The organism is Hathewaya proteolytica DSM 3090, assembly GCF_900142225.1.
GTDB classification, from domain to species: Bacteria; Bacillota; Clostridia; order Clostridiales; family Clostridiaceae; genus Hathewaya; species Hathewaya proteolytica.
In genome coordinates, this window is the sequence record NZ_FRAD01000020.1 from 18,640 (window position 1) to 40,452 (window position 21,813).

23 protein-coding genes are annotated in these 21,813 nt (G+C 34.1%); 16 read left to right on the forward strand and 7 right to left on the reverse strand.

Features of this window, described 5'->3' with window-relative positions; all coding sequences use genetic code 11:
* The first annotated feature begins 27 nt into the window (after window positions 1–27).
* Complete coding sequence (locus tag BUA73_RS10685) at window positions 28–1,212, forward strand: C40 family peptidase (RefSeq protein ID WP_072904119.1); 1,185 nt, start codon at window positions 28–30, stop codon at window positions 1,210–1,212.
* A gap of 213 nt (window positions 1,213–1,425) precedes the next feature.
* Here BUA73_RS10685 and BUA73_RS10690 read toward each other — a convergent pair whose 3' ends face one another.
* On the reverse strand, window positions 1,426–1,674 hold the full coding sequence (locus BUA73_RS10690) for an AbrB/MazE/SpoVT family DNA-binding domain-containing protein (protein ID WP_072904120.1): 249 nt from the start codon (window positions 1,672–1,674) through the stop codon (window positions 1,426–1,428).
* 383 nt (window positions 1,675–2,057) lie between these two features.
* Between BUA73_RS10690 and fsa the strand changes: the two genes are divergently transcribed.
* The 6 genes from fsa (at window position 2,058) to argF (ending at window position 7,389) form a co-directional block, all read left to right on the forward strand.
* On the forward strand, window positions 2,058–2,696 hold the full coding sequence (gene fsa / locus BUA73_RS10695; RefSeq protein ID WP_072904121.1) for a fructose-6-phosphate aldolase: 639 nt from the start codon (window positions 2,058–2,060) through the stop codon (window positions 2,694–2,696).
* A 117-nt stretch (window positions 2,697–2,813) separates the two neighbouring features.
* Window positions 2,814–3,401, forward strand: a complete 588-nt coding sequence (locus BUA73_RS10700; protein ID WP_242942372.1) for a DUF1836 domain-containing protein — start codon at window positions 2,814–2,816, stop codon at window positions 3,399–3,401.
* Window positions 3,402–3,612: 211 nt separating this feature from the next.
* A complete protein-coding gene (locus tag BUA73_RS10705) occupies window positions 3,613–3,750 on the forward strand; it encodes a YvrJ family protein (RefSeq protein WP_143147005.1) in 138 nt (45 codons plus the stop codon).
* Window positions 3,751–3,970: 220 nt separating this feature from the next.
* The gene (gene arcC / locus BUA73_RS10710; RefSeq protein ID WP_072904124.1) at window positions 3,971–4,915 is read left to right on the forward strand and encodes a carbamate kinase; all 945 of its coding nucleotides are present in this window, start codon (window positions 3,971–3,973) and stop codon (window positions 4,913–4,915) included.
* Window positions 4,916–5,022: 107 nt separating this feature from the next.
* Window positions 5,023–6,234 (forward strand): arginine deiminase, encoded by a 1,212-nt coding sequence (gene arcA / locus BUA73_RS10715; protein WP_072904125.1) that lies wholly within the window; start codon window positions 5,023–5,025, stop codon window positions 6,232–6,234.
* Window positions 6,235–6,390: 156 nt separating this feature from the next.
* Window positions 6,391–7,389 carry an ornithine carbamoyltransferase gene (argF, locus tag BUA73_RS10720; protein WP_072904126.1) on the forward strand — a complete coding sequence of 333 codons (999 nt, stop codon included), beginning with the start codon at window positions 6,391–6,393 and terminating at the stop codon, window positions 7,387–7,389.
* Window positions 7,390–7,454: 65 nt separating this feature from the next.
* Here the strand turns inward: argF and BUA73_RS10725 are convergent, their stop codons facing one another.
* From BUA73_RS10725 to BUA73_RS10735, 3 genes are all read right to left on the reverse strand, one after another.
* Window positions 7,455–8,621, reverse strand: a complete 1,167-nt coding sequence (locus BUA73_RS10725; protein ID WP_072904127.1) for a cation:proton antiporter — start codon at window positions 8,619–8,621, stop codon at window positions 7,455–7,457.
* 58 nt (window positions 8,622–8,679) lie between these two features.
* Window positions 8,680–9,024 carry a P-II family nitrogen regulator gene (locus BUA73_RS10730; protein WP_072904128.1) on the reverse strand — a complete coding sequence of 115 codons (345 nt, stop codon included), beginning with the start codon at window positions 9,022–9,024 and terminating at the stop codon, window positions 8,680–8,682.
* A 104-nt stretch (window positions 9,025–9,128) separates the two neighbouring features.
* Window positions 9,129–10,232 (reverse strand): M24 family metallopeptidase, encoded by a 1,104-nt coding sequence (locus tag BUA73_RS10735; RefSeq protein WP_072904129.1) that lies wholly within the window; start codon window positions 10,230–10,232, stop codon window positions 9,129–9,131.
* A gap of 217 nt (window positions 10,233–10,449) precedes the next feature.
* Between BUA73_RS10735 and BUA73_RS10740 the strand changes: the two genes are divergently transcribed.
* Genes BUA73_RS10740 through BUA73_RS10750 form a run of 3 tightly spaced genes read left to right on the forward strand, consistent with a single transcriptional unit; the run spans window position 10,450 to window position 11,595 of the window.
* Window positions 10,450–11,049 carry a hypothetical protein gene (locus tag BUA73_RS10740; protein ID WP_072904130.1) on the forward strand — a complete coding sequence of 200 codons (600 nt, stop codon included), beginning with the start codon at window positions 10,450–10,452 and terminating at the stop codon, window positions 11,047–11,049.
* A gap of 47 nt (window positions 11,050–11,096) precedes the next feature.
* Window positions 11,097–11,321, forward strand: coding sequence for a DUF1659 domain-containing protein (locus BUA73_RS10745; protein ID WP_072904131.1), 225 nt, complete (start codon window positions 11,097–11,099; stop codon window positions 11,319–11,321).
* A 52-nt stretch (window positions 11,322–11,373) separates the two neighbouring features.
* The gene (locus tag BUA73_RS10750) at window positions 11,374–11,595 is read left to right on the forward strand and encodes a DUF2922 domain-containing protein (RefSeq protein ID WP_072904132.1); all 222 of its coding nucleotides are present in this window, start codon (window positions 11,374–11,376) and stop codon (window positions 11,593–11,595) included.
* A gap of 240 nt (window positions 11,596–11,835) precedes the next feature.
* Here the strand turns inward: BUA73_RS10750 and ispF are convergent, their stop codons facing one another.
* The gene (gene ispF / locus BUA73_RS10755) at window positions 11,836–12,330 is read right to left on the reverse strand and encodes a 2-C-methyl-D-erythritol 2,4-cyclodiphosphate synthase (protein WP_242942373.1); all 495 of its coding nucleotides are present in this window, start codon (window positions 12,328–12,330) and stop codon (window positions 11,836–11,838) included.
* Window positions 12,331–12,516: 186 nt separating this feature from the next.
* Here ispF and BUA73_RS10760 point away from each other — a divergent pair, with 186 nt between their 5' ends.
* Window positions 12,517–13,248: an ABC transporter ATP-binding protein gene (locus tag BUA73_RS10760; RefSeq protein WP_242942374.1), complete on the forward strand. Its 732-nt coding sequence runs from the start codon at window positions 12,517–12,519 to the stop codon at window positions 13,246–13,248.
* Complete coding sequence (locus BUA73_RS10765) at window positions 13,248–14,417, forward strand: ABC transporter permease (protein WP_084672237.1); 1,170 nt, start codon at window positions 13,248–13,250, stop codon at window positions 14,415–14,417. The genes BUA73_RS10760 and BUA73_RS10765 overlap by 1 nt, the downstream gene beginning before the upstream one ends.
* 276 nt (window positions 14,418–14,693) lie before the next feature.
* Here BUA73_RS10765 and BUA73_RS10770 read toward each other — a convergent pair whose 3' ends face one another.
* Window positions 14,694–15,251, reverse strand: a complete 558-nt coding sequence (locus BUA73_RS10770; RefSeq protein WP_072904134.1) for an anti-sigma-I factor RsgI family protein — start codon at window positions 15,249–15,251, stop codon at window positions 14,694–14,696.
* 225 nt (window positions 15,252–15,476) lie between these two features.
* Here BUA73_RS10770 and BUA73_RS10775 point away from each other — a divergent pair, with 225 nt between their 5' ends.
* The 4 genes from BUA73_RS10775 (at window position 15,477) to BUA73_RS10790 (ending at window position 20,251) form a co-directional block, all read left to right on the forward strand.
* Window positions 15,477–16,601, forward strand: a complete 1,125-nt coding sequence (locus BUA73_RS10775) for a BMP family ABC transporter substrate-binding protein (RefSeq protein ID WP_072904135.1) — start codon at window positions 15,477–15,479, stop codon at window positions 16,599–16,601.
* Window positions 16,602–16,668: 67 nt separating this feature from the next.
* Window positions 16,669–18,225 carry an ABC transporter ATP-binding protein gene (locus BUA73_RS10780; RefSeq protein ID WP_072904136.1) on the forward strand — a complete coding sequence of 519 codons (1,557 nt, stop codon included), beginning with the start codon at window positions 16,669–16,671 and terminating at the stop codon, window positions 18,223–18,225.
* Complete coding sequence (locus BUA73_RS10785) at window positions 18,215–19,330, forward strand: ABC transporter permease (protein ID WP_072904137.1); 1,116 nt, start codon at window positions 18,215–18,217, stop codon at window positions 19,328–19,330. Before BUA73_RS10780 ends, BUA73_RS10785 begins: the two co-directional genes overlap by 11 nt.
* The gene (locus BUA73_RS10790; protein ID WP_072904138.1) at window positions 19,331–20,251 is read left to right on the forward strand and encodes an ABC transporter permease; all 921 of its coding nucleotides are present in this window, start codon (window positions 19,331–19,333) and stop codon (window positions 20,249–20,251) included.
* A 119-nt stretch (window positions 20,252–20,370) separates the two neighbouring features.
* Here the strand turns inward: BUA73_RS10790 and BUA73_RS10795 are convergent, their stop codons facing one another.
* Window positions 20,371–21,729 (reverse strand): YjiH family protein, encoded by a 1,359-nt coding sequence (locus tag BUA73_RS10795; protein ID WP_072904139.1) that lies wholly within the window; start codon window positions 21,727–21,729, stop codon window positions 20,371–20,373.
* Window positions 21,730–21,813 lie beyond the last annotated feature (84 nt).

The following is a 21,813-nucleotide window of genomic DNA, read 5'->3' on the forward strand; positions in this document are numbered from 1 at the left end:
AACATTTCTAATAAGGGAGGGATAAGGGTGCACAAGAAGTTAAGAGCCTTGCTCCTGACAGCAATTATGGTTTCTACCTTTACAGCTACCACATTTGCAACGACTCAGGAACAAATAAAAAAGCAACAGCAGGTCATAGAGCAGCTAAGACAACAAAATGCACAGAATAAAGGCGATTTAGATAAAAATGCCGTCTTAGAACAAGAAGCAGAAAAGAAAGTTCAGGATCTGGAAACTAAAATAGAGCAAAAAGACACAGAAATATCTACTAAACAGATTAAAATAGACGAGGCAAACAATCAAATCGCTAAAACAAATGAAGAAATAACTAAGAGTCAATTTGAATTAGACAAAGCTAAACTTGAGATGGAAAAAGAACAGGAAATATTCGGTGAAAGAGCTAGCGCTCTTTACATGAATGGTACAGGCAGTTACATTCAGTTACTTTTAGAATCAGATGGATTCTTTGATTTGATATCAAGAATACAGACTCTAAAGGATATCTCAGAGCATGATAACGCTATCATGAAGGAGCTTCAAGCAAAGAAAGATGATGTTGAAAGCAAACAAAAGTCATTAAAAACTGAAAAACAGAGACTTGTAGCGCTTAAAGAACAGAATGAAGCTGACTTAAAAGAAATCGTTAAAGACAAGGAAGAGTTGCAAGTACTGATTGCAAAAGCAACTGAAGAAAGAAATTACTACGCAAGTATTAGTAAATCATTTAGAGACAAGCAAGAAGCTAATAATAAGCAAATTGCTTTAGCTCAGCAGACCATAGAAAATTGGAAAAATTACGGAGCAGCAAATAAACCAGTTAATAAACCTTCTAGAGGTGAGGATATTCCTGCTTCTGAACTTGGACGAGCAGTAGTGTTAGAAGCATATAAATATCTTAATGTTCCATATGTGTGGGGTGGTACTTCTCCTAGCGGATTCGATTGCTCAGGACTTGTACAGTATGTATATGCGAAATATAATGTAGGTCTTTCTAGAACGACTTATACACAGGTAAGAGAAGGAGTTGCTGTATCAAGGGATAATCTTCAACCAGGAGATTTAGTATTCTTTGGAAGCGCTTCAAGCCCTCATCATGTTGGTATTTATGTTGGAAATGGAAGTTATATTCACGCACCAAGAACAGGTGATGTAGTAAAAATTTCTTCACTTTCTGGAAGAAGAGATTATGCTACAGCAAGAAGAATAGCTTAGTAAATAATTGTTGAGGTCTCAGAGGTAACTCTGTGATCTCATTTTTTCATTTAAAAAATAGTAACCAAGCATTCCAAGATGGTAATTGATGTATTGTTGAAGATAATCAGAAACTATTATATTATACAAAAATCCTCTTGTTGACAATCTTTTTATTAAGGTTATCAATAAGAGGATGAATTTTTAGTGCTTATTTTTTCTCAGAGGCTTGTACTAAACATTACTGTTCTTTAATTCAGCAAAACATTTTTTGCATATGTTTTTGCCTTTGTAATTTGTTACATCTCTAGCATCACCACAAAAAATACATGATGGCTGATATTTTTTTAGGATGATTTCCTCACCGTCCACGTAAATTTCTAATGAATCCCTTTCCTCAATGTCTAAAGTTCTTCTCAATTCTATTGGGAGTACTATTCTTCCAAGCTCGTCCACTCTTCTTACAACACCTGTTGATTTCATAACTTTACCTCCTTATTTTTACGTTAATTTAGAATTTCTTTTACTATATAGGTTTGTTTACATATAAAGATTAAATTTCCATCTAATGATAATATACAACCAATTATTGCAAATGTCAACATATAAAATATAAATATTTAAAAATTTTCTAAAAAAGTATAAATTATTACTTTTCCTTATTTAGAAGTTGGTATTATTATAAAAAATATATCAAATTATGTATTAATACTTATAGTATACTACAAAATAATACAAAATACACTATAAAAGTATAGAATGATATATAAAATTCAAAATAATATATCTTCTGTTTTTGTAATTTAATTATTTTACATGAGGCATAATAAAATTAAGCAAAAAACACAAAAAAAGGAGAAGATTGTATGAAATTATTTCTTGATACGGCAAATATTGAGGATATTAGAAAAGCTTTAAGTCTTGGTATTATAGATGGGGTAACCACAAATCCCACCTTAATCGCAAAAGAAAAGGTGGATTTGAAGAAAACCATAAGGGAAATATGCCACATGGTAGATGGACCTGTGTCTGGTGAAGTTACCGGATTAAATACTGATGAAATGGTGAAACAGGGAAGAGAACTATCTCTTATACACCCTAATGTAGTGGTGAAGATTCCCATGAATAAGGAGGGATTAAAAGCGGTGAAGTTGCTTTCACAAGAGGGAATAAGAACTAATGTTACTTTGATTTTCTCGGCCCAACAGGGACTTTTGGCAGCAAAAGCTGGAGCCACTTATGTGAGCCCCTTTATAGGACGACTTGATGATACTGGAAATGGCGGTTTACCAGTTATAGGTGACTTAGTGGATATACTAAGAAATTATCATTATTCTACGGAGGTAATATGTGCTAGTATACGAAGCGGGATTCATGTTTTGCAGTGTGCCAAGGTTGGTGCCAGTATTGCCACTGTGCCATACAAGGTGCTTATGGATATGATAAATCATCCTCTAACTGATGTTGGAATAGAGAAATTTATGGCCGATGCAAAAAAAATTTAAAAATGTGAAAGAGCTTGTAGTTCATAAGTAATGTCCTTGTAAAACGGTTATTTATAACTTATAATATAGTTATGGTGTAAATTTATATTAGGGACAGTGATGAAGATGGGAAAAGAAATGGAGTCAAACAAAATCAATAGAATGATAAATGAATTATCACAGGATATGTTTGTACCTTATGAACAATTACCTCCGTATGATTTGTTTTTGTCGCAGGTTACTGATTTCCTCAATGATAATTTTAAAAATGAGCATTATACAAACAATATAATTCAGAATTATATCAAAAGCGAGGTTATATCTAAACCGGAAGCAGGCAAAAAAAGAGGTTATACAAAATTACATCTTGTACAATTAGTAATACTTAGCTACATGCGACCAGTTCTTACCATGGATCAAATTAAAAAAGTTTTTAGGCTAGCGTTTAACGACATAAATGATAGATCTGATGACATCATAAACTGGGAACAGGCATATGAATGTTTTTGCGAAATTCAAAAAGAAGCTTTTGATTCCTTTGCTTATTCGGAATTGTTTAATGAGTCCAACATAAACAGTATAATTGGCAAGTTAAACCTTAAGAAGGAAGATGAGCACAGAATAACCTTATTTATCATGGTGATAATCTTGGTATCTCAATCTAGTGTTATAAAGAATTTGGTAAAGAGAATAATTGATGCTTCAGATAATAGCGAAAATGAATAAAGTTTACTAATCATTTAAACCATTCCATAAAACAGGTGATTATGTAGAATAACAGTATGACAAAAGTTCTAAACTAACTTTTGTCGTTTTTTTTGTAAATAAAACATGGAAAATGCATATTTAATATATGGACATCTATTTATTCATTAAGTATGAACTTAGTCTATATTCAGTGGCAAATTAAAGGAGGTGTATTTTTTTGGAGGAACTTATGCAAAGTATAGGTAATATAGGATTTCCTATGGCGATTACTGTATATGTGCTAGTTAGAATCGAAAAAAAATTTGATATTTTATCAAAAAATCTTTATGATTTGACTAGTGCTATAAATAAGAGCATGGGAAGATAAAAAATTTTATTCTATAAATATGCATTAATAAAATAAAATATCACATAATAAATACGAAAATATCTTATGTAAAAGGTTGTTGTGCATATATATATGAATTTTATTCAAAAAAGAAGTATATATATGCACTAGGCCTTGAAATTACTGGGTTGACATTGTTTTTGTTAGATTGTATGATGAACTCAATAGAGAAAATAGTCGAATTACAGGAGGAAGAGAGATGAAAATAGTATTAGCTTTAGGTGGAAACGCACTTCAGGCAGATCCAAAAGATAAAAGTGCAGAAGCACAGCTTAAGACTTGCAAAGAAACAGCTAAATCTGTTGTTGATTTGGTTGAAGCAGGTCACACCGTAACAGTAGTTCATGGCAACGGACCTCAGGTAGGTCAAATAGTGGCCTCATTGGAAGCAGCTCATAAACAGGATGCATCTAATGTATTATTCCCATTTGACGTATGTGGATCATTTTCACAAGGATACATAGGATACCATCTTCAAAATGCCATAGGAGAAGAGATGGCAAAGAGAGGTATAAATAAAAACGTAGCTACAGTTATAACTCAGGTGGTAGTAGATAAGGACGACAAGGGCTTCCAAAATCCAACAAAGCCTATAGGATCTTTCTTCACTGCTGAAGAAGCAAAAAAACTTGAAGAAGAAAAAGGTTATGTAATGAAAGAGGATGCTGGAAGAGGTTACAGAAGAGTAGTAGCATCTCCAAAACCAGTTGATATAATTGAAAAGGAAACAATTACTGAGCTTGTGAACAAGGGAAATGTTGTCATTGCTTGTGGTGGCGGTGGAATTCCAGTAGTTAGAGAAGGAAACAGCGTAACAGGTGTGGCAGCTGTTATTGATAAAGATTTTGCTGCAGAAAAATTAGCAGAAATATTAGAAGCTGATGCATTATTTATTCTTACAGCAGTAGACAGAGTATGTGTAAACTTCAATAAACCTGATCAAAAATCTTTGGAGACAATGAACTTAGAAGAAGTAGATAAATACATTGCTGAGGGACAATTTGCACCAGGAAGTATGCTTCCAAAAGTTGAGGCGTGTAAAAAGTTTGTGCAAAATGACAAAACAAAGACAGCTATAATAGCATCTTTAGAAAATGCTAGAGCTGCATTAAAAGGTGAATCTGGAACAAAGATTATCGGATAAAGCATAGTGATTCACTGTTATCTTATATACTAGGTTTAACATGTGATCAATTTTAAGATCAATAATATATAATAATTAAATTTAGATGAGAAAGTGAGGATGAAGAAATGACTGTAGACAGACATATTCATGTTTATTCTGAAATAGGTAATTTAAAAACAGTTATGCTTCACAGACCTGGAGCAGAAATTGAAAATTTAGTACCTGAGTATCTTGAAAGATTGTTGTTTGATGATATTCCATATTTAAAGGTTGCAAGAGAAGAGCATGACAATTTTGCAGATGTATTAAGAAACAATGGCGTTGAGGTGCTTTACTTAGAAAAGCTTGCAGCTGAATCTCTTACAACACCTGATATAAAAGCACAGTTTGTAAAAGAGGTAATAGCTGAGTGCAATATTACAGATGCTGTCATAATCGATGCTTTGACTAAATATTTTTTATCTATGCCAGACAAGGGTATGATTGACAAAATTATGGCTGGAGTAAGAAAGAAGGAACTAGGCATATCTGAGTCTTACGGTGATTATCCATTTGTTATGGATCCTATGCCAAATCTTTACTTTACAAGAGACCCATTTGCATGTATGGGAAGTGGTGTTACATTAAACACTATGAGAACAGAAACTAGAAATAGAGAAACAATATTCGGTAAATATATATTTAAATATCACCCTTCTTTTAGAAATTCTGACGTAAGCATTTACTACGAAAGAGGTCAGAAATTTGCTGTTGAGGGTGGAGATGAATTAATTTTAAGTAAAGATGTTCTTGCTATCGGTGCTAGCCAGAGAACAGATGCTGAGGCTATTATGCAAATAGCGAAGAATGTATTTGAATCAGGCGAGACCTTCAAAACTATATTGATATTCCATATTCCTATAACAAGAGCAATGATGCATCTTGATACCGTATTCACAATGATTGATTACGATAAATTTACTGTTCATCCAGGTATAGAAGGATCACTTAAGGTTACAGAATTAACTTATGATCAATCTAAAAAAGAAGTAATAGCAAAGGAAGAACAGGGAACTTTAGAAGAAATATTAAGCAAGCATCTTGAAAAGCAAATCACTGTTATAAGATGTGGTGGTGGAGATACAATAATAGCTGGAAGAGAACAGTGGAATGATGGTTCTAACACCTTGGCTATTGCTCCAGGTAAAGTTGTAACATACGAAAGAAACTACGTTACTAACGAGTTGTTAGATAAGTACAATATCAGTGTAATTGCCATACCTTCTGCAGAGTTATCAAGAGGTAGAGGTGGCCCAAGATGTATGTCAATGCCTTTCTATAGAGAGGATTTAAAGTAAATTATTCAGTACGAAATCAAATTAAACAATTGATAAAATTCGAATTTATTAGTAAAATATATGTGTAGATATAGAAACATGGATTATGCAAACATAATTCACGTTAAAAACTATACATTAACAAATATAACGTTCAATTCTGAAAGGAGAATTACCATGTTTAACTTAAGAAATAGACACTTTTTAACTTTAATGGACTTCACTCCAAAGGAAATTCAGTATTTCCTAGATTTAGCAAGAGATCTTAAAAGAGCAAAGTACACAGGAACAGAAGTACAGACAATGAAGGGAAAAAATATAGCTTTAATATTTGAAAAAACTTCTACAAGAACAAGATGTGCTTTTGAAGTTGCAGCAATGGATCAGGGTGCTGGAGTTACTTACCTTGGACCATCAGGAACACAGATTGGAAAGAAAGAATCTATGGCTGACACAGCAAGAGTTCTTGGAAGAATGTATGACGGAATAGAGTACAGAGGATTTGCTCAGGAAACAGTAGAGACTTTGGCTAAATACGCTGGAGTGCCAGTATGGAATGGATTAACTGACCTTGACCACCCAACACAAATATTAGCTGATTTCTTAACTATGCAAGAACACATTGACAAACCATTAAGCCAAGTTAAATTTGCTTACATAGGTGACGGAAGAAACAACATGGCAAACGCTTTAATGTTTGGTGCATGTAAAATGGGAATGGACTTCAGAATTGTTTGCCCTAAAGAATTATCAACTGATAAAGAGTTAGTAGCAAGATCTAATGAAGTTGCTGCTAAAACTGGAGCAAAAATCACTGTAACTGATAACATCGATGAAGGAGTAAAAGATTGCGACTTCTTATACACTGACGTTTGGGTATCAATGGGTGAAGCAGATTCAGTTTGGGAAGAAAGAATAAAATTATTAACTCCTTACCAGGTTAATATGGAAATGTTAAAGAAAACAGGAAATCCAAAAGTTAAGTTCATGCACTGTTTACCAGCATTCCACGATGAAAATACTGTAGTAGGTAAAGAGATAAAAGAGAAATATGGCATAAGTGCAATGGAAGTTACTGACGAAGTTTTCGAAAGCGAAGCATCAATAGTATTTGATGAAGCTGAAAACAGAATGCACACAATCAAAGCTGTAATGGTTGCTACATTAGGTGAGTAATAAATAAAAATAAAATCACTCTGATAATTATATATCAGAGTGATTTTTTAAAAATTTAAAATACATTAAATTTCTTTTGCTTTTATCAATGCCAATTTTGTGGCAACAGGTCCTATTAATTCATAAATTACTGTAGCTGCAAGGACAATGGTCCTTATTTCTGTACCTAAAGGACTTGGAAGAATAGACTCCCCAATCAATGCAAGACCTATAGCAACTCCAGCTTGTGGAATAAGGGTGAAGCCAAGGTACTGCTGAACAGTTTTTGGGGCGTGGCTCAGTTTTGCACCAAGAGATGCACCGAAAAATTTTCCAACTACTCTAAATACAACATAACCTATACCGATGAATCCCACTTTTGTTAGTATAGATAAATTTAATTCCACCCCTGCCAAGGTAAAGAATACTACAAAGATTGGTGGAGTAAAATTGTCTACAGTGGTAAATACTCTATTGGAATTTGGAAGCACATTTACAATAGACGCGCCTATACACATACAACAAAGAAGAGAGGATAGTCCAAACTTATCACAAAGGCCAATGGCAAGAAGAATAAAACCACATGATAAACCTAATTGCTTTTCTTGGCTACTCATTTTCTTCATGATGAAGCATACAACTACGCCCAGGATAAATCCAAGCAACATGGCACCAAATATTTCTAGGATTGGCTTTAGAAGAGACCAAACAAGAGATGTTTGAGATTCTGATAGCAGAGTTGTAGCAATTGTGGTTGCTATGCCGAAAATCATTATACAAGCTGCATCGTCCATGGCAACTACGGGAAGTAGTGTATCTACCACAGGGCCTTTTGCTTTGTATTGGCGTACCACCATAAGTGTGGCAGCGGGGGCAGTGGCAGCAGCAATGGCACCAAGTACTAGACTAAAGGGTAGGGTTTGCTTAAATAAAAATAGCATGACTAAGGTTACGGACAACGTTGCACAGCAGGCCTCCAATATTGTTATAAGAAGGACTCCCTTCCCAACTTTTTTGATGTGATTTAAATCGAATTGACTTCCTATTGTGTATGCTATGAAGCCTAAAGCAACTTCGGAAACAACATCAAGGTTAGCAGCCGCATCAGCGGGAATTATGCCTAGAACACTGGGTCCTATAAGAACTCCAGCAATAAGATATCCTGTTACTTCTGGCAGCTTTATATATCCAACTAATTTTCCCAAGAGCATCCCAGCGAGTAATATTACGCTTAAGTAAAATAAAATATTCAAATTTTTTAACTCCTTTTCTGTAATTCTAGATTGTAGATTTTAAAATGTAAGTTGATTTTTATTCTGTAGGAATACCGTCTACAAAATTTACTGGAATAGTAAATAGTATTCCGGCATCTGGTTGAGATAAATCACCTACAACATCCTTTATTGCCTTTATAGCCGTTTGAACTTCTGAATCTTTAAGGACTATAAAAATTGTTTTGTTAAATGGTCTGTGGTTATTTAATATCATTCTTAGGGAGCCAAAGATGGGTATGTTTTCATTCTTTGAGCTGTAAAGAAGTCTACCCATGCCGGTACTATCTAGAATAGTCGCACCATGAATACCAGCGTTGCTAAGTCCAGATATGACATCTTCTAATAAGTCAATATTGTTTAGTACAAAAGTTAACATTTGCATATTATTAGCTACCTCCTAAAATATATAATACCCGCGGAGAACTCGTGCATCGAAAGATATGAGGCAAGGTAGTTTACTCCGAGGGTTATATATTAAGTATATTCTTATTTTATTATAATTATTTCTCTTGAGAATTGGTTTAATATATCCGGGTTGCCATTTTTATCAATGACAACGATGTCTTCGATTCTCATACCAAATTCTCCAGGAATATAGATACCTGGTTCAATACTAAATGCCATACCTGGTTCTAAAACAAGTTTATTGTTTTCTTTAATGTATGGAGCTTCGTGAACGCTGTATCCAATACCGTGACCAGTTCTGTTAAGGAAGTGTTCACCATGGCCTGATTCCTTTATGATGTCTCTTGCAATTTTGTCTACATCACCACATGTAACACCTGCTTTTGCAAAGTGTTCAGCTTCCCAATGAGCTTTTTTCACTATACCGTAAACTTCTCTTTGTTTGTCAGTTATATCACCGATAAAGAAAGTTCTAGAAGTGTCGGAACAATAGCCCTTGTATTTGCATCCTAAATCAAGAATTACAAGATCTTGTTCTTGAATTACCCTTGAGTCACCGCTATAGTGTGGCATTGAGCTATTTGGACCAGAAGAAATGATTGGTTCAAAGGAAATGCCGTCAGCTCCTTGTTCATCAAAGATGCTGTATACTTTCTCTTTGATATCTTTTTCAGTCATACCTGGTTTTATGAAAGTAGAAAGTACTTCCATTACGTGGTCTGCCATTTTTGCAGCTGTTCTCATTTTTTCAATATCTTCTTCGCTCTTGATTATTCTAAATTGCTCTAAGAAGTTATGAGCGTTGAAGAATTTACAACTTACTTTTTCTGCAACATCTAGCATATTTATAGCTCTTACAGTACAGTTAACTCCTATATTTTTGCCGTCAAGACCGTATTCCTTTAAAGCTTTTGCAACGCAGTCTACGAAACCTTCACCGTCGCTCCAAATATAGTATTTTGCATCTTTTCCAAGCTTGTGAAGAATTTCTTCATAATTCAATTCAGGAGTTACATAAAAATAATCTCCGTTTTGAAGAAGGAAAAGAGCCTGAAATCTTTCATCAGCAGCTGGTGAAAAATCAAGAAGGTACTCTAAATCATTGGATGGTGCTATAATAACAGCATCGATATTGTTCTTCTTCATTAACTCATATAAATTTTCAATATATGGTGCTTGAAACATTGGTAATCCCCCCTAAGGTGTTGAAAATTATTTAAACTACAAATACATTGTAGTATAATCTAAATAAAAAAGCTAGTAATTAGAGATTAAAATGTAGTTATTAGATAAAAATTAAACTACAAAAAAATTGAAATAAGAAGATAAAAGGTATATAATGGAAATAACCGTTGTAGGGCTATAATAATATGGAGGTGAATATGGGGAAACCCATAATATTATGAATGAAATAAATACTTATATAAGACAAGGTTATGAACTTTTAAATGAGGATAATGTAAAATCAGCATGCCAGCAGTGGTTGAAGGCATGGGATAAGTTAATTTACCATATAGACAATACAAAAGTGACTTCCATAGAGGAATTGGAGGAAAATTTTGAAGAAGGTGTGGAGGAACTATCTAATTGGGTGCAAGATCTAGAAATGGAGCTAGAAAACGCTGGTTTAGAGGACCATTCTTTTTTTGAAAAGAGGGCATCTTACTCAAGAGAATTTTGCAATAAACTGCCTGAAAGTGATGACTTTATTATAATGTCTATGAAACTGGCTGAGGCAGAAAGTTATTTTGAGTTAGAGTCTATGGACAAATCACAGGAAATTTTCCAAGAGACACAAAGTCAATATAGCGAGTCTGTATGGCCGTATTTAAAGTGGGGAGATGTATATTGGTTGTCTAGTATTTTGAGGGAAAAGCCACAGTATATAAATATAGCTAAGTCTATGCAACTTTATAAAAATGGATTGGGCAAGGAGTCCGATATGGATTACGTTTTAGAGGATAGGATATGTGATTTGAAAAAAGTTAAAAAAAATATGTAACCTTTTTTCTGTGCGGCGTATTTATTAAGTGAAAGGGGATGATAAATATGGCAGCAAAATCAGTTGTCTTAAATAAAACTCTAGCATTGGAGTGCAATGTAGGGGTTGATGGCAAGGGAAAGGAAATAATAAAGAAACAGAGGTTTAAAAACCTTAAAGTTACACTTAGTGAAAATGAGATCTTGGCAGTGGGAAAAGCTATAGAATCTCTTTTGGGGACTACTGTTGCAGGTATGCTTTTGGAGCAAGATAGCCAAATCGTAAGTGAATAGTATTTTTAGGAAAAAACAGCGTTTAGGGGAAATAGAAAAGGGGGTATTTTAAATGTCTAAAGAGTTAGTAATGCAGTTTTTAACCGATGCAGGTTCAAAGACTAGCATAAAAGTAAAATATGTTAAGGATAACTTAACAAAAGCAGAGGTACAGACAGCTATGGACAGCATTATAGGAAGCAATGCTTTTCAAACAAAGGCTGGAATTTTAGCTAAAAAGTCTGGGGCAAAGATTGTAGACACTTCAACTGAAGAAATAAGCTTTACAGAATAATATCAAAATAGAAACAAAGAAAACACTCTGCAATGCCTTTACTCATTGCAGGGTGTTTTTCTGTTTTTAAGAACACAATCAAAGGGTGCTATGACTATGCTCTAACAAGGGGTAGGTCAATTTATATATTAATATATATCACTTGAATTATTAGCTATAACCTTATTATATAGTATTGTATACCTTAAGTAGTTACAAAACAATTAAAATTATTTTAATATAATAAAAATATAGCATAGGTTATTTGTTTTTGTAAATCAACGCAATAGCTTGACATGAAATCCCAAGGCCTTGACCTGTAAAACCAAGTCCCTCTTCAGTGGTGGCCTTAATATTAAGTGAGTCCAAATCTATTTTCAATGTTTTTGATATATTGTTTTTCATAGAGTCCATGTGGGGAGCCATTTTAGGCTTTTGTGCAATTATTGTGGCGTCTATGTTGCCTATGGAATAATCTTTTTCTTTTAATAAATCGCCTACTCTAGCAAGTAAAATCATACTATCCATGTCTTTGTATGCATTGTCATTGTCGGGAAAGTGGGTACCGATATCTCCAAGAGCCGCAGCCCCTAAAAGGGCATCACAAATAGCATGCAATAAGACGTCAGCATCAGAGTGGCCCAGCAAACCAAGTTCGTAGGGAATATTTACGCCTCCTAAGATCAATTTTCTATTCTCAACAAGTCTGTGTACATCATAACCCATACCAATTCTATAATTCATATCTATACTCATGGCAAAGTTTCCTTTCACAATATTTAATAATCTAATGATAACATAGAAACAGTTATAATTTAACCTTAAATAATGTTTATGTTTATTGACAAAATTATCTATTAATATTAAGATAAAATATGGAGTTATATAAAATTAGAGAATATTACTAGAGAATATTAATAGTAATAGGTCAGGGGTGATAAAGTGGAAAAGGAACTGAGGACAATTAACTTAAGTAAGCAGTTTAAAGATTTAAAAGCTGTAAATGAAATTAACCTTGTGGTAAAACCTGGTGAAATAGTAGGCCTTCTTGGGGAAAATGGTGCTGGAAAAACCACTACTTTGAGAATGGTAGCAACTCTTATTAGACCATCTCAGGGAGATGTGGTGGTGGATGGCAATAGCATTCTCACAGATGGTGGAAAAGTTAGAAAGAGCATTGGTATATTGTTCGGCGGAGAAGTTGGTTTGTACGATAGGCTTACTGGGAGAGAAAATATATCTTACTTCGGACAACTGAACGGTATGGACAAAACAGAAATAAACAAAAGAATTGATGAACTTACAGATCTTTTCTCTATGGAAGAATTCATAGACAGAAAAGTGGGCAAATTTTCAAGAGGAATGAAACAGAAAATAGCTATTGCTAGATCCATTGTGCACAGTCCAGATTATATGCTTTTTGATGAACCAACTATGGGGTTGGATGTTAGTGCTACAGCTATAGTGCAGGACTTCATTAGAAAATGCAAGGAACAGGGCAAGGGAATACTGTTTTCCAGTCACAGTATGCAAGAGGTGGAAAAGCTTTGTGATAGAGTAGTTATTATTCACAAAGGTGAAGTAGTAGAAGAGGGCAAAATCGAGGACTTGAAAAAATCTTACGAAACTTCGGATTTTGAAAACATATTCCTAAGATTGGTAGGTGGAAAATAGTGAGCACTGTTGGAATAGTACTAAAAAAAGAAATAATAGATATGTTTAGGGATAAAAAAACCATTATAATGAGCATCGTAATACCTTTAGTTATATATCCAGTTTTATTTGCCATTATGAGTTTGGGAATGGACAGTCAAACTAAGGACGTTACAAAAGAGGTAAAGATGGTGTTAGAAGATAAGGGCAACACAAAATTAGGGACTTATATTAAGCAAAAAGACAATATAAAGTTAGTGAATAGCAAGGACGGAAAGAAGTCCATTGAGGAGGGTACGGCTTACATCTATATGGTGATTCCAGAGGATGTAGATACTCGCATAGAAAAAGAAGAAAAATTAGATATATCGATTTTTTATGATGGTGTAAGTAGCAAATGTCAAGTGGCCATGGAAGTCATTACTGCATATTTTCGTCAATACTCCGATGAAGTTGTAAAAAAGAGATTGGAGAGCAGAAATATAAATGCGGACTTGTTAACTCCAATCAACTTAAATCCTGTATCCATAAATGTGGAGAAGGATCCAATGGGTAAAATGATGATGGGAATTTTACTCCCAATGATGATATTGACTCTTGCGGCATCAGCTCCAATAACAAGTGCTGTGGATTTGTGTGCTGGTGAAAAGGAGAGGGGAACCTTAGAACCATTGTTAACAACTCAAGCTAGTCGATTGTCTTTGCTTTGGGGAAAATACATGGCTATAATTGTCATGGGTATGTTAGGTACCTTATCATCCATGGTGGGACTTGTCATATCAGGTAAAAGTGCCTCCACCATGCTAGGCGGAATTTTAAACCTTACTCCTGCAACATTTATCTTGATTGCCGTAATCATTGTAGGTGTTACAATGATGTTTGCAGCATTGGCCCTTGCCATAAGCATATATGCTAGGTCCTTTAAGGAAGCACAGACTTACGTAGCTCCATTGACATTTGTATCCTTTATAGGTTTTGTAAGTTACTTTATTGATGTAAAGACCATAACCCTAGCACAACTTAATATTCCAATTTACAACGTTGTGGCGCTATTAAAGGAAGTTATTATGGGAGTATTCAATCCCCTTCATATAGCAGTTGTTCTTGTATGGTTAGCAGTGTACATTTTGGCAAGTATTTTTGTGGCTAGATATGTTTTTGGAAAAGAAAGCGCAATATTTAGGTGCTAATTAAAAAAGTTATCCACAAACTGTGCACAAAACACAAAAAACTGTGCATAACTTTCTTGAAAAATGGGATAACATGGAATAATTCTAATTTTCACTGCGTATAATTATGAAATATATTTAAAAATTAAATACAAGATATTAATAAAACTAATAGCATACCATATTTAAGCGTAAATGTGATATGCAAATAGCAAAAAAACTGTGGATAAGTACGATAATCCACAGTTTTTTTAAATTAATTAACATGTTATGTTGATAACTTGTCTACAAGTTTTTCTATTCTATTATACCTTCTCCTCCCGTGTTGATGTTAAGATATATACTATTTTCCGCCTTTAATTTATTAAATTTAGATAGTTTAGTTATGTGTTCTTCAGAGCCTTTTGTCATATAAAAGGTTACATCACCCTGAGGCAATATTTTTTTCTCTTTTATACATTCTTGAAATAAAAAGGAGAGGCCTTCATCAAGGGATTTGTACTTGAGGGATTTATTTTTTAGTATATTTCTAGCCGTGGGATTATTACCTTGTATATTTGTAATCTTGTCTTCATTATTCACTGAAATCTTAAATCTTCCACCCATTTCTACGATAAATTCGGTTTTAATTGAAAAAAATTCATAGGCTTTGAACACTGCCAATATAAGGATGCTAATTAAAATTACTATTATGGTTGCCAAAATAGCAGATTTATGGTTGTACACTTCCCCAGCATAAATGGAATTCATTTTTGGGGTGGTAGAATTCCTTTTTAGTATGCAAAACTCATTTTCCTTTGTGACAATATATATTTTATTTCCTTTAATATTTATAACTTTTCCTACTTTCTTCATATACACCTGATTGTCTTTGCATAAGATTTACATGTTTGAAAATCAGGGTTTTCACCTACCTTTTCTTTCTTGTTAATGTTTATATGTTGCCTTTCACAGTATAAATTCACACTTCATGAATTAAACTTCAATAAAAGGATAACAATAATATTATAGCATACTGTAAATGGCTATGAATAAAAAAATTGACTAAAAGGAGGAAGCCGATTTTATCGGCAACAAAAGATGAAAAAATATTTTAGATTTTTAATTTGTGCAACCTTATTGACCTCACTTGTCTTAACGGGGTGTGGAAAGCAAAATGACAAGAGTGATGAAAATAAAGGCAATATGGGAGCTAAGGATAAACTTAAAATTGCCTGTCTTATTAATGGTAACTTGGGAGATAAATCTTTTTTTGACTCTGCAGCAAAAGGAATAAAAGAACTTAAAAGCAAGTATGGATATGAAACTAAGGTAATCGAAATGGGCTTAGATAAAACAAAGTGGGCCACTACTTTAGAAGACGTTTCAGAACAGGACTACGATCTTATAGTAGTTGGAACTTGGGATATGAAAGAAAACCTAGAGCAGGTTAGCGCAAAGTATCCTAATAAAAGATATGTGATTTATGATAGCAGCGTAGATTTCAGTGGAGGAAAGTGTAAAAATGTATACGCCATTGAATACAAGCAAAACGAAGGCTCCTTCCTTGCAGGTGCTCTTGCATCTATGATAACAAAATCCAATATGGCATTGGTGAATGAAGAAAAGAAGATTGGTTTCATAGGTGGCAGCGATATGCCGGTTATAAATGATTTTCTTGTAGGATACATAGAGGGTGCAAAGTACATTGACAAGGATACAAAGGTAGCTGTATCTTATGTTGGAAATTTTGATGATTCAGCAAAGGCAAAGGAATTGGCATTGTCACAGTTTAGTCATGGTGTAGATATTGGTTTTAATGTAGCTGGTAAAGCAGGACTAGGGCAGATTGATGCAGCCAAAGAGGCAAAGAAATATGTCATTGGGGTGGACTCCGATCAAGCTATGCTAATGAAAGAAAAGGAAGCAGAAAAAGCCAATTTAATTCCAACGTCACTTCTTAAAAGAATTGATAACTCTTTGGTTAGAGCCGTTGAACTTTACAGAGATGGTAAGCTAAAGTTTGGCGAAACTGAGGTTCTTGGTATAAAGGAAAAGGCCATTGAATTGGTTAGAAATGAGTACTTTGATAAACTTGTATCTAAAGAAATGAAAGATAAGCTTGATGAAATACAGAAAAAACTTGACTCAGGAGAGATCAAGGTGAAATCGGCTTTAGGAATGGATACAACAGAATTGCAGAAAATTAAAGATTCCGTAAAATAAATACAAGTTGCGGATGGAGTTTAAAGTACTTCATTCGCAATAATTAAAATCTGGTGGAGAGAGTGCGATGCAGAACGACTTATTAGAAATGAAAAACATTACAAAGGTATATCCTAATGGCGTCATTGCAAATGATAATATTAACTTCTCCATAAGACAAGGCGAAATCCATGCTCTTATGGGGGAAAACGGTGCAGGTAAATCTACATTGATGAAGATTTTATTTGGAATAGAGGAGATGGATGAGGGAGAAATCCTTTTGAGGGGCAAAAAAATAAATATTAATTCTCCAAGTATTGCAATGAAATACGGTATAGGAATGGTTCACCAACATTTTATGTTGATACCTTCTCTTACAGTGGCTGAAAATATGATATTGGGCTCAGAGCCTAAAAAAGGTATTTTTATAGACAAAAAAAGGGCTTGGGAAGAGACTAAAAAACTTTGCGATAAATACAAGCTTATTTTGGATCCTGATGCAAAGGTATTTGAACTTTCTGTAGGTGTTAAACAAAAGGTAGAAATATTAAAAGCTCTTTTAAGAGGAGTGGAGATATTGATTTTAGATGAGCCTACAGCAGTATTGACGCCACAAGAGACAAAGGAACTTTTTGAAGAGCTGGAGATACTTAAAAAACAAGGTCATACCATTATATTCATATCTCATAAACTTAAAGAAATAAAGCAGATATGTGATAGGATATCCATAATGAGAAATGGAAGATTTATGGGGGTGTATGATTTAAAAGATATAAGTGAAAAAGATATTTCAAGGCTCATGGTGGGTAGAGATGTGGTCTTGGAAGTGGAGAAGGAACCTTGTGTTAACACAGAAGATGTGCTAAAAGTAAGAGGACTTACTTACATTGATAAAACTAAAAAAAAGGTTGTAGACAACATATCTTTTAATGTGAAAAAAGGCCAGATTCTTGGAATTGCTGGTGTAGAAGGTAATGGTCAGAAACAAATAGTCGAAATGATTACAGGAATGAGAAAAGTACATGATGGAAAAGTCTATCTGCGAGATGAAGATATAACAGGGCTTGATATACGCTCAGTAAGAGAGAAAGGAGTTTCCTATGTTCCAGAGGACAGAATGGTGCACGGCGTTGCTTCTGATATGAATATTGAGCAAAATCTTATTGGAGATAGATACTACAAAAGGGATTTCAATAAAGGATTTTTAATGTCGAAGGATAAGATAAGTGATATATCCCTAAGGCTTATTAAGGATTTTAAAATCAAGTGTGCAAGTTCAAAGGATAAAGTTGGAGGATTGTCTGGTGGAAATATACAAAAAGTAGTTGTGGCCAGGGAGTTCTCATCAAATCCTTATCTAATTGTGGTAAATCAACCTACACGAGGTGTAGATGTAGGAGCTATAGAATTTATAAGAAAAGAATTAGTAAGGTTGAGACATGAAGGCAAAGGTATCCTTATGGTGTCAGCAGATCTTAACGAAGTCTTGGAGCTTAGTGATAGTCTAATTGTTGTATATGATGGTAAAATTGCTGCATATTTTGAAGATGCTTCAAAGGTTACCGAAGAGGAACTAGGATACTATATGCTAGGCTTAAAAAGACAGTCTGAGGAACAGATTGGTGGTGCTATACATGAAAAATAAACATGCAAAATACGAAATTGTAAGAACCATAGTAGCTATTGCGGCGGCGTTGCTTTTGGCACTATGTATTATATTTTTAGTAAGTCAGGAACCATTAAATGCTGTTCAGATTTTGCTGATTGGTCCTTTGGACAGTATAAGACATGTGGGAAATGTCTTAGAGATGGCTATTCCTCTTATATTTACTGGCTTGGCTGTAAGTGTAATGTATCAGGCAAAACAGTTTAATCTTGGAGCTGAAGGTGCCTTTTACATAGGAGGTATAGCCGCAGCTTATGTAGCAATTAAATTTTCATTGCCAATGGGTCTTCACCCCACTGTAGCAATACTTCTTGGAGCTTTCATGGGGGCTATAGCTGGACTGATTCCGGGGTACCTTAAGGCAAAATACAAGGCTACAGAGCTCGTATCCTCCCTTATGCTCAATTATATATTATTGTATCTAGGTACATACATCTTACAAACATTTTTAAGAGATGCTAAGGCGGGCTCTTTAGTTTCGCTAAAGTTTCAAGAGACCGCAAAGCTTGTCACTGGCATAATACCAGAAACCAGGATACATAGTGGGTTATTCATAGTTATTTCAATGATAATAATTACCTATATTTATTTGTATAGGACAAAATGGGGTTATGAACTTAGAGTTACTGGAGAAAATCCCGATTTTGCAAGATATTCAGGTATAAATACTTTTAAAGTAATAATAATTTCACAGGTAATAGGCTGTTCCATTGCTGGTATGGGTGGTGCTACAGAGGTTTTAGGAATGTACTCTAGATTCCAATGGAGTTCATTGCCAGGGTATGGATGGGATGGTGTAATCGTTGCTATTTTGGCTAGAAACAATCCTCTATTTGTTCCCCTAGCGGCTATATTTCTTGCATATCTTAGAACTGGTGCAGATCTTATGTCCAGGATGACGGATGTACAGTCAGAGTTTATAGCTATAATTCAGGGCATTATGATACTCCTCATAGCGGCTGAGAGATTTTTATCTTATTGGAAGAAAAAGAGCATATACAAAGAGGTAAGAGCTATGAATGCCACTGTTTTCTCAGAAAATAACCAGGGATTAAATAAGGAAGAGAAAGGGGAGGAAAGGTAAATGAAGGACTTTTTTAATATTATTTATTCCACTGCCTTTGGGTATTCCATATTAAGAGTAACAACCCCTATTCTTTTTGCAGCTCTAGGAGCACTAATTTCAGATAAAGCAGGTGTAATAAATATAGCTCTTGAAGGAATTATGCTTTGTGCTGCTCTTGCAGGAGTTATTTTTAGTGCGTATACAGGCAGTGTATGGATTGGGCTTTTAGCTGCAGTAATATGTGGTGCTATTATAGGCATAATAATTGCATACTTTTCTTTAAATCTCAGGGCCGATATAATTCTCACAGGTATTGCAGTAAACCTCATGGCCTCAGGAGGAACTGTATTTGTTTTGTATCTTCTGACACAGGATAAGGGGGCTTCTACTTCACTGCATAGTGGCTCACTTCCAAAGATTACATTGCCTTTTATAGATAAAGTACCAGTTTTAGGGCCTATATTATCAGGTCATAGTGTGCTTACATATTTATCTCTTATTGCAGTGGTAGTTATATGGATATTTTTATATAAGACCCCACTGGGACTTAGAATACGTGCTGTGGGAGAAAATGAAAGAGCCGCAAAATCTGTAGGGATAAATGTCATGAAAACAAAATATATTGCTTTATGTTTAAGTGGTGTTTTAGCAGGTTTTGGAGGAGCGTACATGTCTATGTCATATCTTTCATGGTTTGCAAAGGACATGACTTCTGGAAGAGGATTTATAGCTCTAGCGGCAGAGGCCATGGGTGGAGCCACACCCATAGGAACATTTCTAACTTCACTTTTATTTGGCATATCCGATACTTTGTCTAACTCTCTTCAAATATTGAAGATACCAACAGAATTTGTTCAGATGATACCCTATGTGGCAACCATTGTTGGCTTAGTAATATATTCAAGGCAAAAGTCAAAGAAGAAAAAACTTGGACAATAAAAATTTCTTTTCATCTTAAAAAACCATGTATAAATAGGGAAATAAATTGCCTATTATACATGGTTTCATTTATTTTATAAGAAATATTTAATTTAGGTTAGTTATGTATAGCTTTAAGTTTAGAAAATTATATGTGCTATTAGAGCTATAATTGGAAGGGTTATTAGGGTACGTTCCAAAAATATTATCATAAGATCCTTAATGGATACCGGTATTTTGGAACCCAATAAAAGACCACCGACTTCAGACATATAAATCAGTTGAGTTACTGATACAGCAGCTACTACAAAACGAGTTAGCTCACTTTTAATACTTGCGCCTATCACTGTAGGTAAGAACATATCTGCAAATCCAACTACAAGTGTGCTAGAAGCTTGTGTTGCTTCTGGGATTTGAAGTAAATTTAGTATAGGAATAAAAGGAAGACCAAGCCATTGGAATATAGGTGTGTATTCAGCTAAGATTAAAGCTAAAGTTCCTATGGCTAAAACTATAGGGGATACGCCTATCCACATATCTAGTACGTTTTTACTACCCTCTATTAATATAGAAAAGATTTTATTAGCTTCTGCTCTTTCAACGGCTTTAGTTACGCCCCAAGTTAAAGGAGTATACCCTTCTGGAATAAGTTCATTATTTTTATCACATTTTTCCCCATTATAATATGTATTTTCTTTTCTAGAAAGAGGTGGGATTCTAGGAATTATAATGGCCGCTACTATTCCAGATATTATTATAGTTAAGTAAAATACACCAAACATATGAGATAGATTTACTTGTGATATAACTACTAAACTAAAGGTTATGGATACAAAAGAAAAGGTTGTACCAATTACAGAGGCTTCTCGTTTTGTGTAGAAACCTTCTTCATATTGCTTACTAGTTAGGAGAACGCCTATGGTTCCATCTCCAAGCCAAGAAGCGATACAGTCTACTGAAGATCTCCCTGGTAAATTAAAAATTGGACGCATAACTTTAGTAAGTAACGAACCGGCAAATTCTAATAATCCAAAATTTAAAAGTATAGGTAAAAACAATCCTGCAAATAAGAATACAGAAAATAGTACAGGAAGTAGGTCGTAGAGAAGTAATGCGCCTGTGTTTTTAGACCATATAAATTCTGGACCAACTTTAAAAAATATGCATATTGCAAATATAGCACCTAAAATTCTAGCAATGAACCAAATTGGGGATACATTAAAAAGTGAATTAAAAAAACTATTTTCAATAATAAATTTTGGTTTCAATAGTTTAGCTATCAATGTGAATACCAGTGAAGCACATATGAGTATGGTCATAATCAATGGTAAATAATTAGATAAATAATTATGCAATAATTTAGAAAGTAGTGCAACTGGTATTATAAAATTTCCGTTGAATTTAATTGGAATCATAAAAAATATAATACCGAATAATGAAGGAATAAAAAACTTGAAAAATGCTTTACAATTGAAAGAACTATTTTTAATATTTAACATTTTAAATCACCTGCTTTTTAGTTTTTATAGTTTTATTCTATACTATTTTAACTGTTTTTAAAAAAAAATCAAGATAAATATGCA

Bases quoted from the DNA above. Each gene is read 5' to 3' on its own strand.
- BUA73_RS10795 (WP_072904139.1), bottom strand. From the start codon at position 21,729: ATGTTAAATATTAAAAATAGTTCTTTCAATTGTAAAGCATTTTTCAAG.
- BUA73_RS10775 (WP_072904135.1), top strand. From the start codon at position 15,477: ATGAAAAAATATTTTAGATTTTTAATTTGTGCAACCTTATTGACCTCA.
- BUA73_RS10780 (WP_072904136.1), top strand. From the start codon at position 16,669: ATGCAGAACGACTTATTAGAAATGAAAAACATTACAAAGGTATATCCT.
- fsa (WP_072904121.1), top strand. From the start codon at position 2,058: ATGAAATTATTTCTTGATACGGCAAATATTGAGGATATTAGAAAAGCT.
- BUA73_RS10690 (WP_072904120.1), bottom strand. From the start codon at position 1,674: ATGAAATCAACAGGTGTTGTAAGAAGAGTGGACGAGCTTGGAAGAATA.
- arcC (WP_072904124.1), top strand. From the start codon at position 3,971: ATGAAAATAGTATTAGCTTTAGGTGGAAACGCACTTCAGGCAGATCCA.
- BUA73_RS10735 (WP_072904129.1), bottom strand. From the start codon at position 10,232: ATGTTTCAAGCACCATATATTGAAAATTTATATGAGTTAATGAAGAAG.
- arcA (WP_072904125.1), top strand. From the start codon at position 5,023: ATGACTGTAGACAGACATATTCATGTTTATTCTGAAATAGGTAATTTA.
- argF (WP_072904126.1), top strand. From the start codon at position 6,391: ATGTTTAACTTAAGAAATAGACACTTTTTAACTTTAATGGACTTCACT.
- BUA73_RS10770 (WP_072904134.1), bottom strand. From the start codon at position 15,251: ATGAAGAAAGTAGGAAAAGTTATAAATATTAAAGGAAATAAAATATAT.
- BUA73_RS10740 (WP_072904130.1), top strand. From the start codon at position 10,450: ATGAATGAAATAAATACTTATATAAGACAAGGTTATGAACTTTTAAAT.
- ispF (WP_242942373.1), bottom strand. From the start codon at position 12,330: ATGAGTATAGATATGAATTATAGAATTGGTATGGGTTATGATGTACAC.
- BUA73_RS10745 (WP_072904131.1), top strand. From the start codon at position 11,097: ATGGCAGCAAAATCAGTTGTCTTAAATAAAACTCTAGCATTGGAGTGC.
- BUA73_RS10785 (WP_072904137.1), top strand. From the start codon at position 18,215: ATGAAAAATAAACATGCAAAATACGAAATTGTAAGAACCATAGTAGCT.
- BUA73_RS10705 (WP_143147005.1), top strand. From the start codon at position 3,613: ATGCAAAGTATAGGTAATATAGGATTTCCTATGGCGATTACTGTATAT.
- BUA73_RS10790 (WP_072904138.1), top strand. From the start codon at position 19,331: ATGAAGGACTTTTTTAATATTATTTATTCCACTGCCTTTGGGTATTCC.
- BUA73_RS10750 (WP_072904132.1), top strand. From the start codon at position 11,374: ATGTCTAAAGAGTTAGTAATGCAGTTTTTAACCGATGCAGGTTCAAAG.
- BUA73_RS10730 (WP_072904128.1), bottom strand. From the start codon at position 9,024: ATGCAAATGTTAACTTTTGTACTAAACAATATTGACTTATTAGAAGAT.
- BUA73_RS10700 (WP_242942372.1), top strand. From the start codon at position 2,814: ATGGAGTCAAACAAAATCAATAGAATGATAAATGAATTATCACAGGAT.